11 protein-coding genes are annotated in these 13,426 nt (G+C 60.7%); 5 read left to right on the top strand and 6 right to left on the bottom strand.

Annotation, left to right across the window (positions count from 1 at the left end; all coding sequences use genetic code 11):
* Positions 1–170: 170 nt before the first annotated feature.
* Complete coding sequence (locus ACF8GF_RS07740; protein WP_392487894.1) at positions 171–1,916, bottom strand: BCCT family transporter; 1,746 nt, start codon at positions 1,914–1,916, stop codon at positions 171–173.
* 314 nt (positions 1,917–2,230) lie between these two features.
* Between ACF8GF_RS07740 and ACF8GF_RS07735 the strand changes: the two genes are divergently transcribed.
* From ACF8GF_RS07735 to ACF8GF_RS07720, 4 genes are all read left to right on the top strand, one after another.
* Positions 2,231–2,548 (top strand): hypothetical protein, encoded by a 318-nt coding sequence (locus ACF8GF_RS07735; protein ID WP_003256033.1) that lies wholly within the window; start codon positions 2,231–2,233, stop codon positions 2,546–2,548.
* 8 nt (positions 2,549–2,556) lie between these two features.
* Positions 2,557–2,757, top strand: a complete 201-nt coding sequence (locus ACF8GF_RS07730) for a DUF1289 domain-containing protein (RefSeq protein WP_012271937.1) — start codon at positions 2,557–2,559, stop codon at positions 2,755–2,757.
* A 49-nt stretch (positions 2,758–2,806) separates the two neighbouring features.
* A complete protein-coding gene (locus ACF8GF_RS07725; protein WP_176685727.1) occupies positions 2,807–3,448 on the top strand; it encodes a LysE family translocator in 642 nt (213 codons plus the stop codon).
* A gap of 206 nt (positions 3,449–3,654) precedes the next feature.
* On the top strand, positions 3,655–4,443 hold the full coding sequence (locus ACF8GF_RS07720; RefSeq protein WP_392487893.1) for a substrate-binding periplasmic protein: 789 nt from the start codon (positions 3,655–3,657) through the stop codon (positions 4,441–4,443).
* A 68-nt stretch (positions 4,444–4,511) separates the two neighbouring features.
* Here the strand turns inward: ACF8GF_RS07720 and ACF8GF_RS07715 are convergent, their stop codons facing one another.
* The 3 genes from ACF8GF_RS07715 to ACF8GF_RS07705 are packed head-to-tail and all read right to left on the bottom strand — an operon-like array spanning position 4,512 to position 8,584.
* Complete coding sequence (locus tag ACF8GF_RS07715) at positions 4,512–5,855, bottom strand: c-type cytochrome (RefSeq protein ID WP_392487892.1); 1,344 nt, start codon at positions 5,853–5,855, stop codon at positions 4,512–4,514.
* 18 nt (positions 5,856–5,873) lie between these two features.
* Positions 5,874–8,129: a molybdopterin cofactor-binding domain-containing protein gene (locus tag ACF8GF_RS07710; RefSeq protein WP_176685724.1), complete on the bottom strand. Its 2,256-nt coding sequence runs from the start codon at positions 8,127–8,129 to the stop codon at positions 5,874–5,876.
* Positions 8,129–8,584, bottom strand: coding sequence for a (2Fe-2S)-binding protein (locus ACF8GF_RS07705; RefSeq protein WP_176685723.1), 456 nt, complete (start codon positions 8,582–8,584; stop codon positions 8,129–8,131). Before ACF8GF_RS07705 ends, ACF8GF_RS07710 begins: the two co-directional genes overlap by 1 nt.
* 267 nt (positions 8,585–8,851) lie before the next feature.
* On the opposite strand from ACF8GF_RS07705, the gene ACF8GF_RS07700 reads away from it, so the two are divergent.
* On the top strand, positions 8,852–11,038 hold the full coding sequence (locus ACF8GF_RS07700; RefSeq protein WP_003256021.1) for an OsmC domain/YcaO domain-containing protein: 2,187 nt from the start codon (positions 8,852–8,854) through the stop codon (positions 11,036–11,038).
* Positions 11,039–11,247: 209 nt separating this feature from the next.
* On the opposite strand, the gene ACF8GF_RS07695 is transcribed toward ACF8GF_RS07700, so the two are convergent.
* Positions 11,248–12,126: a DUF6708 domain-containing protein gene (locus ACF8GF_RS07695; protein WP_392461224.1), complete on the bottom strand. Its 879-nt coding sequence runs from the start codon at positions 12,124–12,126 to the stop codon at positions 11,248–11,250.
* A gap of 4 nt (positions 12,127–12,130) precedes the next feature.
* Positions 12,131–13,426: hypothetical protein (locus tag ACF8GF_RS07690; protein ID WP_392487891.1), on the bottom strand; the 1,296-nt coding region annotated here is incomplete at its 5' end.

Raw genomic sequence — 13,426 nt, 5'->3', positions numbered from 1 at the left:
CTTTGGCAACCTCGTTGCTCCTTTGGTCTGGGTGGATTTTCTGGCGCTCCGCTTGGGGCGCCTTTTTTTATCGGCGTCATCGCGGTTAAACCTGCATTGGCATCAGATGGTCAGCGGCCGCGTGCCGCGATCGGGCTGCACAGCAGCCCGTGGCTTTCTGGTTGGCGCAGTCAGTTGCTGGCTACTTCGGCCTCTGTCGCTGTCTTGGTCGATGCCTTCTTCTCCTGCACTACAATGTAGAACTCCTCTCCATGCTTCACCGCCCCATACAGTACGGCCTTCTCGATCAGCTCGTTGCCGCGCAGGTGGCGCAGCATCATCGGGTCCTTGCGCAGGTCGCGGTACAGCGCCAGGCATAGCAGTACCATCACCACCACGAATGGCAAGGCCACGACGATGGTCAGGTTCTGTAGCCCGGTCAGCGCCTCGCCAGGGTTACGTGGGTCGCCGATCGCCAGCATGATCGCCGCCACCGTACCGGTTAGCGAGCCCCAGAAAATCACTGTGCGTCGTGATGGCGCGGTGGTGCCGTGTTCCGACAGCGTGCCCATCACCAGCGAGGCGGCGTCGGCACCCGAAACAAAAAAGATGCCCACCAGGATCATCACCAGCACCGAGGTTGCCGAGGCCAGTGGGTAGCTGTCCAGCAACTGGTACAGCGCGTGGTTACTGTTGACCGCACCGTTGGCCAGCTGGAAGGCGCCCTCGCGCACGGCCTCGATGGCGGCGCCACCGAAGATGGTGAACCACACCAGGCTGACCAGGCTTGGCACCAGCAGCACCCCGGTCACGAACTGGCGAATGGTGCGACCGCGGCTGATGCGGGCGATGAACATGCCCACGAAAGGCGTCCAGGAGATCCACCAGGCCCAGTAGAACACGGTCCAGCCGGCCAGCCAGCTGTTCATCTGCTCGCCGCCGCTGGCGTTGGTGCGGGCCATCATCTCCGGCAGCATCTTGATGTAGATGCCGAGCGAGGTCGGCAGCAGATTGAGCATCAGCAGCGTCGGCCCGACCATGAACACGAACACTGCCAGCACCAGTGCCAGCACCATGTTGGTGTTGGACAGCCACTGGATACCCTTGCCGATGCCCGACACCGCCGAGGTGACGAAGGCAATGGTCAGCAGTGTGATGATCGAGATGTAGAACAGTTTACCGGGGCTTTCGATCCAGCCGTTGTATTCCAGGCCGCCGGCGATCTGCAGCGCGCCAAGGCCCAGCGAGGCGGCCGAGCCGAACAGTGTGGCGAAGATCGCCATCATGTCGATCAGGCGGCCGAGTGGGCCGTTTGCGTGCTTGCCGATCAGCGGCCGAAAGGCAGCGGAAATCAGTTGCGAGCGGCCACGGCGGAAGGTGCCGTAGGCGATTACCAGGCCAACGATGGCGTACATGGCCCAAGGGTGCAAGGTCCAGTGGAACAGGGTGGTGGCCATTGCCACCTGCATCGCCTCGCTGGTCTGCCCGCTGGCCGAGCCTGGCGGTGGCGATATGTAGTGCGACAGCGGCTCGGCCACGCCGAAGAACATCAGGCCGATGCCCATACCGGCGCTGAACATCATCGCTACCCAGGACACCGTGCGAAATTCTGGCTGTTCGCCATCGCGGCCCAGCGGCACCCGCCCGTAACGGCTGGCGGCCAGCCACAGCACGAACACCACGAAGAGGGAGGAGGTGAGCACGAAGAACCAGCCGAAATTGAGAATGACCCAGGATTGCGCGGTGGAGGCGCTGCTGGCCAGGCTGGCCTGGTTGAGGAAGCCCCAGAGCACGAAAGCGATGGCCAGGAGGCTGGTGAAACCAAAGACGATCCAGTCAAGCTTGCCCTCGAAATGCCTATCCTGGCGGGCTTCTGCGGTTTTCGAGGGGTCTGTGACGCCAAGATCGAGTGTTTCGGGGATGTGTTCCTTTGCCATGTATGATGAGGCCCCATTTGTGTATTGCCTGAACGCGCAGGCTTGTTGTGTGGGCTGCCGAGCGAGATGACGGCCTCGGCGGGGTGGATTGCTGGCGGGATTATCCTGCGCAGCAGATGGCGGCTCATGTCCCCATAACGTCCTGGGGCGTCCATTGCGCGACTTGGCAAATACTTTTAGTTCTGGGGGCAGTGGCCCTTTCTGCCTCGGCTTCTGGTACCCTGATGGGCATAACCCGGGCCCGCACATACGAGCATCGTAGAAGCGCTGCTGCTTGCGGGCCTGGCCGCACCAGGAAACGGAGATTCGTCATAATGGCCACTGACCGTGTGAGCCTGATTCATTTCGATAAATTGAGCATGAGCCCAGCCGCTGCCGATCGGTTCCAGAAAGCCCTCGACGCGCTGGAAGCGCTCAAGCTGCAGGACCGTTACGTGTATCTCATCGCTCCCTATCTGGGTGATATCGCTGACGCCTCCGACGCCGAGCAACTGGCCACAGCCCTGGAGCAGGGCTTGCGCGTGGTCGAAGAGTTGCTGGCAGCCAGGTCGGTAACCAAGGTCAAGGCCGAAGAAGTGCGTCAGGTGTTCCACAGCGCGGGTGAACGTGCGCGGGCAGAACTGCCTGGCTGAGTAGTGGCATGGCCAAAGACATCGACAACCCCTGCGTCTCGTTATGCCAGCTCAACAGCGAACTGTGCGTGAGTTGCGGCCGCACCCGTGACGAAATCCGCAAGTGGCGGGGCATGAAGAGGCCCGAGAAAATGGCCACTGTGCAGCGGGCGGCGACGCGAATGAAGGCTATCGCCAAGAAGGCGGCAAAGCGGCAGAATGCCGACTGAACCTGCCCAGAATTGACGCAGCCTTTCCTGATTGTCTGACGAGCCTGAAATGGATTCTCACTCGCTGTTCGCATTTACCCTGGTCGCCGCCATCGCGATCGCCAGCCCCGGCCCTGCCACCTTGATGGCTATCAACAACAGCCTTGCCCATGGTCAGCGCAGCGCGATCTGGTCGTCGCTGGGCAATGGCACGGGCCTGTTCTGTTTGTCGGCTGCAGCCATGCTGGGGCTAGGCGCACTGCTGGCCAGTTCTGAAGTACTGTTCAATGCCGTGAAGGTTCTGGGGGCGGGCTACCTGTTCTACCTGGGGGCGCGACAACTGCTGAAGAAGAGCCCGATGCTGGGGCAGGGTGCCGCAGAGCGTACGGCCAAGGTGCGCCCCTCGCCGCTGAAGCTGTTCAAATCGGCCTTCCTCACTGCAGTAACCAACCCCAAGGCAACCCTGTTCTTTACTGCACTGTTCCCGCAGTTCATCGACCAAGGGGCTGCATTGTTGCCACAGTTTCTGACCTTGACCGGGATCTTCGTGGCCTTGTCGCTGACTTCGCTGAGCGTGTATGCCGCTTTGGCTGCGCGGGCCAAGGGTGTGCTGACCCGGCCGTCGATGTCGCGCTGGGTGAGCCGGGTGGTGGGCACCACCTTTATCGGTTTTGGCGCGGCGATCCTGGCGATGCGGCGGCAGGGAGGCTGAAAAGCCCAAGTGTCGCCGGCCGTGCAGCTCCTCACTGTCTGTCCTTCGGCAGATTTTTCTACTGGACGATGAAAGGCTCGTCTGCGGGTTGTTGATGGTCCAGACTATCTACAGTGCGCGGATGATAGCTGCAGGCGACCACAGTAGGTGGCAGCCTTGGGCTACCACGCCGGGTCGCCGGGTGTTTCATGTGCCGAGGGTCTTGGATGATCGAGCGTTGCTTTCGCCACGCCTTGCTCATGGTGTACCTGTCGCTGCTGCCTCTGGCTGCGGTAGCGGATGATGCATGCCTACGGTTGACCGCCACAGGCAACCCGGAATACCCCCCCTACCTGTGGCGCGATCCGCTAAACCCTCAACAGTTGATCGGTGCCAATGCCGACTTGCTCAGGTACCTGGGCAAGCAGTTGGGCCTGGAAATAGAGGTGGTTTACGCTGGGCCGTGGTCGCGAGCCCAGGAAGAAGTACGCACCGGGCGGATCGACTTGATGGCCGGGTATTTCCTGACCGAAGCGCGCCGGCAGCATGTGGACTACATTACCCCGCCGTTCTTGCGCACACCCAGCGTCATCTGGGTGCACCAGGACAATGCCTTTGCCTACCAGCAATGGGCCGACCTCAAAGGCCGCAAGGGTGGCACTCTGGTCAACAACAGCCACGGCCAACAGTTCGATGAATACGCCCAGGCCAATCTCACCCTCGAGGCAGTGCCCAGTGCCAGGCAGGCGTTCGAGAAGCTGATGCACAAACGCAGCGATTACGTGGTGTACGAGCAGTATCCTGGCATGGCGCTGGCGCGCACGTTGGGCATCGCAGCCACTGTGCAGGTGTTGCAGCCACCCGTGTCCAGCGAAGGGTTGTACCTGGCAATCTCACGAGAGTCGCCCTGCAACCGGCCATCGCTACGTGAGGCGCTGGCGCGGGAAATGGCGAAGATCGTAGATGAGGCCATGCCCGAGCAGTGGTTGAAACAGAATCTGGAACGGTGGCAGTGACAGCGTGGCTAAGGTGCTTCGCGGTCTTTGTGGGAGCAGCCTTGCGTCGGTACATGTACTACTCCAGTTCAACGCATATGCAAGATGATGGGGCTGCTGCTGGCCGGATCGGTATGGCCACGCAGCTTGCCTACCGCCTGCGCATCCACCGCACCACCCTGGTTGCCCCAGGCCGTACGCACAAAGCTGAGCACGTCGGCAATCTCCTGATCTCCCAACTGTTCGCGGAAAGCCGGCATGCGATAGGCGTCCGGCACCCCTGCAGCCACCACCCGCTGCGAACCATTGAGCGTGATATTGATTGCCGAGGCGTCCTCCTTGGCCAGTGCCGAGGTCGCTCCAGCCAAGGGCGGCATCCACTCGGCCTGGCCCTTGCCGTCCAGGCCGTGGCAAGACGCACAGCGTGTCACGTAGGTGCGCGCTCCTGGGCTGTCCAACCGTAGAGCTACCGATTCGGCTTGGTATTGCCACGGCGCGCCGTCACGTTGAGGGTCGCCGGGCAGCGACTTCAGGTAGTGGGCGATGGCTGCCAGGTCGTCGTCATGCATGAACTGCGTGGAGTTGTTGAACGCCTCGGTCATCGAACCGAATACCACTGCATGCCGGTTGCGCCCGGTCTTCAGGAACTGCGCGATCTCCGTCTCGCTCCAGCGCCCCAGCCCGGTGTTGTGGTCGGCGCGCAGGCTGGGTGCATACCAGCCATCGAGCAGTGCACCGGACAGGAACGGCCTGCCGCTCTCATCCAGCGCTTTTTCATTGAACGCCAGGCCGCGTGGCGTGTGGCAACTGCCGCAGTGTCCGGGGCCCTGGACGATATAGGCGCCACGGTTCCACTGTGCATCCTGCCCGGTCTTGTCGGTGTAAGGTGTGGTGGCGGCAAACAGGCCGTTCCACAAGGCGATGGGCCAGCGCAGGTTCAGCGGCCAGGGGATGTCGCTGGCCAGGTTGGCCTGCCGCGCCGGTTGCACGCCGTGCATGAAGAACGCATACAGCGCCTTGACGTCATCATCGCTGAGCTTGGCGTAGGACGGGTAAGGCATAGCCGGGTACAACCGCCGGCCACCGGGCGCGACACCCTGGCGCACGGCGCGGTCGAAGTCGGCCAAGGTGTAGCTACCGATACCGCTGTCGCGGTCAGGGGTGATGTTGGTGGCGTGGATCGTCCCCAGCGGGGTGGCCATTTCAAGTCCGCCGGCGAACGGCTTGCCATCCGGCAGGCTATGGCAGGCCACGCAGTCACTGAGCCGGGCCACATATTCTCCGCGGCTGACCAGCGCCGGGTCTGCAGCAGTGGCCTGCGCGTCGGCAAACGGCGATGCGGGTTCACGGGTGACATACCAGGCCAGCAGGCCCGCCGCGACCAGGCACGGCATCGCCAGCCAGCCAGCGGTTCTTGCGAAACGATGGGTCATGAGGCGTCCCTTGTGCGATCAGCTGAAGGTGTGGCGGCTCAATGGCAAACTGCGCACGCGCTGGCCGGTGAGCTGCGCAACCGCGTTGGCCACCGCCGGGGCCACGGCGGGTAACGGTGGTTCGCCGATGCCGCCCATCTTCGCCCCGCTTTCGATGATGCGCACATGCACCCGGGCCATGCGCGAAGGCGGCAGGATCGGGTACAGGTCGTAGTTGCGCGCGCGCGGCTTGCCATCCACGTACACCGCTTCTTCCACCAGCGTCTGCGAAAGGCCGAGGGCGACGGCGCCATTGACCTGATGCTCGATGATCGCCGGGTTGACGATGCTGCCAGGGTCGATGGCTTGCCAGATGTCGTGCACCTTGACCTGGCCGTTGTCGATCGAAACCTCGGCAATGACCGCAGCCTCCGAGCCGAACGGTGAGGCCATGGCCACGCCGCGTGCACGCTTGCTGCCGTCCTCGGCGGTGAACGGCCCGCGCTTCCAGCCGCCGGACAAGTCGGCCACAGCGTTCAGCAGGTTGGTCAGGCGCGGGTTGTCGCGCAGCAGGTGCAGGCGCAGTTCAAACGGGTCCTTGCCACCTTTATCAGCCAGTTCGTCGAGGAATGATTCGTAGAAGAAGTCGTTCAGCGAGTTACCCACCGAGCGCCAGTAACCGAGCATGGCCGGACCTTTGACATAGATCTGGGCAATGCGCTTGTTGGCGATGGCGTAGGACTTGCCTGACAGTCCCTCAAGCGCGGTCGGGTCGATCTTCTCCCCTTGTTTACCAGCAAGAGCCTCGGTTGGGCCTTCGGTGGCGCTTACCGCTTCGAGCGCCACCGGCATGCCGTCGGCATCCAGCCCGGCGCGGAACTTCACCACTGCGACGGGGCGCAGCACATCGCGCAGAAATTCCTCCTCGCGGCTCCAGATGAGCTTCACCGGCCGGCCAACCGCCTTTGCCAGGGCAATGGCCTGCGGGTAGGGGTTGGCAGAGTCGTACAGGAAGTGGCGGCCAAAGAAGCCGCCCAGCAGCGGCGAGTGCAGGTTGATTTGTGCAGGCTCCAGGCCGGTGCGTCTGGCAATGTCGTCACGGAACATGTCCGGGGCCTGGTTGGGTAGCCAGACGTCGAGGCTGCCGTCCGGGTTGAAGCGGGCGAGGGCGGACGGTGGCTCCAGCTGGGCGTGGTTCAGGTACTGGTTGTGGTAGCTGGCCTCGACCTTGGTCTTGGCGTTGGCCAAGGCGCCGGCAATGTCGCCTTCGTTCTCTTCATCACGGGACGGCCCTTGCACCGTCGCGAGGTGTTCGCGCCAGGCGTCGCTGGAAAAATCGGCCGGCATCGGTCGCACTTTGCTGTCGGCGGCCGGCTCTTTCCAGTCCACCTGAATCGCCTCCACTGCACGCTTGGCGTGCCACCAGCGCTCGGCGACCACGGCCACGGCACCCGGCAGCTGATGCACTGAATGTACCCCTTTCATGGCCTTGACCTGGTCTTCGTTGCGCAGGCTGCCGACCGTCATGCCCAGGCGCGGTGCATGCTGCACGGCAGCGTGGAGCATGCCGTCGACTTTGATGTCGATGCAGTACTGGGCCTTGCCGGTGGACTTGTCGTAGGCATCCAGGCGGCGTATGGGCTTTCCAATCCAGCGAAACTGGCTGGGGTCGCGCAGCTTGACGCTGGCCGGGTCGGGCACCGGCAGGTCCATGGCGCGACCGGCCAGCTCACCGTAGGGTACGGAACGTCCGGTCGTGGTATGTACCACGTTACCCGGCGTGGTAGAAAGCTCATCGACCGGTACACCCAGGTGTTCGGCGCCCGCCTGCAGCAGCATGCCCCGGGCGAGCGCGCCCAGACGGCGCATGGTCGGGTAGCTCATGCGCACCGACATGCTGCCACCGGTGATACGCATGCCGTTCTCCATCACCACGTAGGCTTCGCCCGGTGGCGCGCTATCGACCACGAAATGGGCCGGGTCGACATCCAGCTCTTCACCCACAATCTGCGCCATGGCGGTGAAAGGGCCTTGCCCGCCTTCCATGAAGGGGCTCAACAGGCGCACCGTGCCATCCGGGCGAATCTCCAGAAATGCAGGCACCTGGGTGCCGCGTTCCGTAGTTGCCGCAGCGGCGGCGGCTGCCTGCACGCGGGCCGAGCCCATGGGCAGGCCGAAACCTAGCACCAGGGCACCGACTGCGGTGCCGGCAAGAAAGCGCCGACGTGACAGGTTGACCGTTTCGCCCCGCTGCAACCTGAGCAGTTCGGCAGGCGTATCGACTGGCGTGTTCATCAGGCCTGTTCCCCCTGGGCCAGCTCATGCACGGCGGCATGGATGGCGTTGTAGGTGCCGCAGCGGCACAGGTTGACCATGGCTGCATCGATCTGCGCATCGCTGGGTTTTGGCGTGTGCTTGAGCAGCGCCGTGGCCGCCATTACCTGGCCGGACTGGCAATAGCCGCATTGAGCCACCTGGTGCTCGACCCAGGCGGTGACTACCCGTTTACCGACGGGGTCGGCCTCGATCGCCTCGATGGTGGTGACCTCACGCCCCACCACACCGGCCACGGGGGTAACGCAGGCGCGCACCACATTGCCGTCCACCAGCACCGAACAGGCGCCGCACTGGGCCAAGCCGCAGCCATACTTGGTACCGGTCAGCCCCAAGTCATCGCGGATTACCCACAGCAGGGGCGTGTCGGCGTCCGCCTCGACCTGATAGGTCTTCTGGTTGATGCGTAGTTCCATGGTTTCACCTGCCCGTCACGGTTGTTGTCGCTGTGTTTCTGCATGGGGAATACGTTGTCCCCCGGTGCAGAAACGCTAGCACAGGAGGATGACCGCTGGTCTGGTGGCGGGGGTGGCTTCAGAGGATCAGGCAAGTAATCCGGCGGAATACGCAAGCCAGCTTCGAAAAATCAAGCCTGCGGTCGGCGTTGAACAGGACTTGCGTAACGAAAACCCGGATAATGCCGGCCAATTTCGTTTTGCACGCTTAAATCACGGTAATCCCGCATGGAAATCAAGGTCAATTTTCTCGACAATCTCCGTCTCGAAGCCAAATTCGATGACTTCACGGTGATCGCCGACCAACCTATCCGCTACAAAGGCGATGGTTCGGCCCCCGGCCCGTTCGACTATTTCCTGGCGTCTTCGGCCTTGTGCGCGGCTTACTTCGTCAAGCTGTACTGCCAGACCCGCGATATTCCCACCGAAAACATCCGCCTGTCGCAGAACAACATCGTCGATCCGGAAAACCGCTACAACCAGATCTTCAAGATCCAGGTCGAACTCCCCGAGGACATTTCCGACAAGGACCGCCAGGGCATCCTGCGTTCCATCGACCGCTGCACGGTGAAAAAGGTGGTGCAGACCGGCCCTGAGTTCGTGATCGAAGTGGTCGACAACCTCGATGCCGATGCCCAGGGGCTGCTGATGCCGGTGTCGGACACCAGCACCTATATCCCTGGCAAGGACCTGCCGCTGGAGCAGACCATTGCCAACATGTCGGGCATTCTTGCCGGGCTGGGGATGAAGATCGAGATCGCCTCTTGGCGCAACATTGTCCCCAACGTCTGGTCGCTGCACGTACGTGATGCGCAGTCGCCGATGTGCTTTACCAACGGTAAAGGGGCCACCAAGGAGGCTGCGCTGGCCTCGGCGCTGGGCGAGTTCATCGAGCGCCTCAACTGCAACTTCTTCTACAATGACCAGTTCTGGGGCGAAGACCTGGCCAACGCGCCGTTCGTGCACTACCCGAACGAGCAGTGGTTCAAGCCGGGCCCGCGCGACGCGTTGCCGGCCGAGATCCTCGATGAGCACTGCCTGGCGATCTACAACCCTGACGGGGAGCTGCGTGGTTCGCACCTGTACGACACCAACTCGGGTAACACGGCGCGGGGCATCTGTTCGCTGCCGTTCGTGCGCCAGTCCGACCAGCAGGTGGTGTACTTCCCGTCCAACCTGATCGAAAACCTGTTCCTCAGCAATGGCATGAGTGCGGGCAACACCTTGGCTGAGGCGCAGGTGCAGTGTCTGTCGGAAATCTTCGAGCGCGCGGTGAAGCGCGAAATCCTCGAAGGCGAGTTGTGCCTGCCGGACGTGCCGCAAGAGGTGCTGGCCAAATACCCGGCGATCCTCGCTGGCATCCAGGGCCTGGAAGAGCAAGGCTTCCCGGTGCTGGTCAAGGATGCGTCGCTGGGGGGCGAGTTCCCGGTCATGTGCGTGACCTTGATGAACCCGCGCACGGGTGGCGTGTTTGCCTCGTTCGGTGCCCACCCGAGCCTGGAAGTGGCGCTGGAGCGCAGCCTCACCGAACTGCTGCAGGGCCGTAGCTTCGAAGGCCTGAACGACCTGCCGCAACCCACCTTCGAAAGCCACGCGCTGACCGAGCCGAACAACTTCGTCGAGCACTTCATCGACTCTAGCGGCGTGGTGTCATGGCGTTTCTTCAGCGCCAAGGCCGACTTCGAATTCGTCGAGTGGGACTTCTCCGGGCACGGCGAGGACTCCAACCAGCAGGAGGCCGCGACCCTGTTCGGCATCCTCGAAGACCTGGGCAAGGAAGTGTACATGGCGGTGTACGACAACCTTGGCGCCACCGCGTGCCGCATCCTGGTACCGGGCTATTCGGAAATCTACCCGGTCGAGGATCTGATCTGGGACAACACCAACCGCGCCTTGTCATTCCGTGCCGACATCCTCAACCTGCACAGCCTCGACAGCCGCTCGTTGAAGCTGCTGCTCAAGCGCCTGGACAACTGCGATGTGGATGACTACACCACCATCACCACGTTGATCGGTGTGGAGTTCGACGAAAACACAGTGTGGGGCCAACTGACCATTCTCGAACTGAAGTTGCTGATCTGCCTCGCGGTACAGCGTTTCGAGGACGCCAAGGAACTGGTCGAGGCATTCTTGCAGTTCAACGACAACACCGTAGACCGCGGCCTGTTCTACCAGGCGCTGAACGTGGTGCTGGAGGTGCAACTGGATGACGAACTGGAGATGGATGACTACGAAGCCAACTTCCGCCGTATGTTCGGCAATGCGCGCATGGACGCGGTATTGGGTTCGGTGGACGGCAGTGTGCGCTTCCATGGTCTGACCCCGACCAGCATGAAGCTCGAAGGCCTTGATCGCCACCTGCGCCTGATCGACAGCTACAAGAAGCTGCACGCGGCCCGGGCCAAGTTCGCCTGACAGGCGCTGCGCCCAATCATCGCCGGCAAGCCAGCGCCACAGGTATTGCACCGCTCTTGAGATTTGTGCCGAACCTGTGGACGCTGGCTTGCCTGCGATAAGTCAGGAGCCGTCCTACAGCCCTTTGATCTGGGCGCCATCCCCATTCTGTCTTGCCGCGTTGCCATCCAGGCGCATAGCGTTCTCTTCCTATCCACTTCAGGTGGTGACTATTCGGGCTTAGCAGGCCCACCTTCGAAAGCCTCCGCCGGTGGTGGCGCTGCACGGACATTGAAAAGCTTGCAGACACAGTACCAACAGAGAGCGACGGTCAGGTTGTAGGGGAACAGCACCGCCCAGAACGGCAATTGCCAGTTCTTTTTGCCCTGCATTTCACCGGGCTCACCGGTTCGCCAAGGGGCGTAGTGGCGCCAGGCTTCTGCCGGGGTCAGGCAGATGGCGTGCAGTGGCTTGTGCCACCAGTTGGGTTCACCGGGCGGGGGGAGTTTGTCCGGGCCGTGGTCCATGAAGTGGCGGAGGTATTCCCATACCTCGGCTACATGCTTGACGCCGGGTTCGGTGGGTTCGTTGCTGTCGACCCAGAGGCAGTCTTTTTGGTGCAGGCTGCCGTCTTCCCGGCGGGGGGCGAAGGCGAGGGCATAGCTGGTGGTGAATGATGAACCGCCGAATTCTGTGCGTTTGAAAATACCGCCTCCAGTGTTATTCCAATCAAAAACTATGAGTGTATTTATGCGTTTGTAATATATTTTTTTGGTGGCTCTATTGAGGTATATGTCAGAGAGTTTTTTTATTAAGAAAACACGGTAGGCTAAGAATGGAGTAAAAATAAATGGTCCGAGGAGCTGTATTGCAATAAATACATATGCCCCTTCCTGTTGGTAATTGACTGAGTGGGTGAAAAAGCCTGTGTAGGATACAATCGCGATGGCTAAAATCGTGGCGGTATACATCTTGGCCATGAAGACTGAGTCGGAAACCCATGGATTTCTGAGCTGCGCTAATGTAGTGGTTATTTTGCTGATCTGTCCGTGGATCTTTGGTTTGATATAAGTGTTTTCGTGTGGGCTAAATAACCATGTTGTGGCCACAGTGCTACCTCTCGACATGAAGGGTTGAGGTTGAATGAGTGTTGGCGGATAAGCCTTGGTTTGATAGAAAACTTATTAATAGAGTGCCACTTTTTGCTCTGGCTCTATCGATTTTGTAATGTAGAACAAGGCCTGCGCAAGTTAAGTGGCAGGTCGGCTCAGTCTTTGAGGGGGTTGCCTTGCTGTCGAAGTCCAAGGTGCTTAAGGTGCCATGCCATAAGCTCTGCCCTATAATGAAGTCTTTTAGGAGTACGGTTAGTTCAATGGTGGCCATGCCCTCGTCTACATGGCTATGGATGATTGTTGCCCAATCTGGTGTTGGCCACTGATTGTTGATACTCAATCGTGTAGTAAGCCCTTCAAGATTTAGGCGTGCTGTTTGTTCAGCAGTCAGAGCAATGGGAGCGTAGATCTGAGTATGCCAGGCTTCAAGTTCTTTGTTGATATTGGTGAAGCTTGGGAGAAGTTTCTGGTGGTCTAACTTAATCCCAGAACGGATTTCGCCATCGTTCTCTCTTGTGCCAAAAATACTTCTGCTTGCCCAAAGCTCTATCGGAGTATGGAGGCGCTCATGTGCTTTAGCGTGTAGGTAAAGCCCATCGACAAGCACGATAGCACCGACAAGCACGAGACCCGCAGCAGCCCAGCCTGCGAAGGGGATTAAAGATGTTGGGCCAGAAATCGCGAGGCTAGCTTCCAGTATAAGAGCGGATCCAGCGGCAGATGTGAATCCACCAGCAGCAGTATACGCACCTGATAGAGCCCCCCCATTTCGGGACTGTCGATACCCTTTTAATATGTCTGAGGTTAGTCCAAGGATAATCGCCGGGTAGCCAGAGGCGCGGGCGAATAAATTGCTACTTAAGTGCTTTACTATGCCATTTCCAAACGCCATTCCTGGCGCCGTAGAACTGAATTTGATGACTACGGCTTTATGCGTGGCCCGCACGCTAACCAGCGTCACTACCGCCGCGCCGATCACCCCGAAGACTGATGAAGCAAACCCCATCGTGTATTCCGGTGCATCACTCTGCTGCAGGTTGCTGTACGCCGTCTTCAGCGAGATCACGTTGAACCACAGCATCCCCGCGTTTAAACCACCACCACCGCCCGAGGTGAGTAACCCAAGGAAGTTGGGTTTCGCACGCGCAGTGGTGGTCAGCTCGATGGACACCGTGCGGCTTCCTGATATGCGCAACGCTTTCATCTCTTCAACCTGCGCCATGCCGCTCTTCAAATACCGCTGCACCTCCTGGCTAAAGGGATTCTCCGTAATGGCCTGCTCGGTGATTCGATAGCG

The organism is Pseudomonas sp. yb_5 (genome assembly GCF_043103865.1).
Lineage (GTDB): Bacteria > Pseudomonadota > Gammaproteobacteria > Pseudomonadales > Pseudomonadaceae > Aquipseudomonas > Aquipseudomonas putida_Y.
Note: the sequence above shows the minus strand (reverse complement) of the source record. Positions and strands in the feature narration are given on the sequence as shown.

Excerpts from the sequence above, each read along its gene's own strand:
- ACF8GF_RS07740 (WP_392487894.1), bottom strand. The coding sequence starts at position 1,916 with ATGGCAAAGGAACACATCCCCGAAACACTCGATCTTGGCGTCACAGAC.
- ACF8GF_RS07715 (WP_392487892.1), bottom strand. The coding sequence starts at position 5,855 with ATGACCCATCGTTTCGCAAGAACCGCTGGCTGGCTGGCGATGCCGTGC.
- ACF8GF_RS07710 (WP_176685724.1), bottom strand. The coding sequence starts at position 8,129 with ATGAACACGCCAGTCGATACGCCTGCCGAACTGCTCAGGTTGCAGCGG.
- ACF8GF_RS07735 (WP_003256033.1), top strand. The coding sequence starts at position 2,231 with ATGGCCACTGACCGTGTGAGCCTGATTCATTTCGATAAATTGAGCATG.
- ACF8GF_RS07705 (WP_176685723.1), bottom strand. The coding sequence starts at position 8,584 with ATGGAACTACGCATCAACCAGAAGACCTATCAGGTCGAGGCGGACGCC.
- ACF8GF_RS07725 (WP_176685727.1), top strand. The coding sequence starts at position 2,807 with ATGGATTCTCACTCGCTGTTCGCATTTACCCTGGTCGCCGCCATCGCG.
- ACF8GF_RS07700 (WP_003256021.1), top strand. The coding sequence starts at position 8,852 with ATGGAAATCAAGGTCAATTTTCTCGACAATCTCCGTCTCGAAGCCAAA.
- ACF8GF_RS07730 (WP_012271937.1), top strand. The coding sequence starts at position 2,557 with ATGGCCAAAGACATCGACAACCCCTGCGTCTCGTTATGCCAGCTCAAC.
- ACF8GF_RS07720 (WP_392487893.1), top strand. The coding sequence starts at position 3,655 with ATGATCGAGCGTTGCTTTCGCCACGCCTTGCTCATGGTGTACCTGTCG.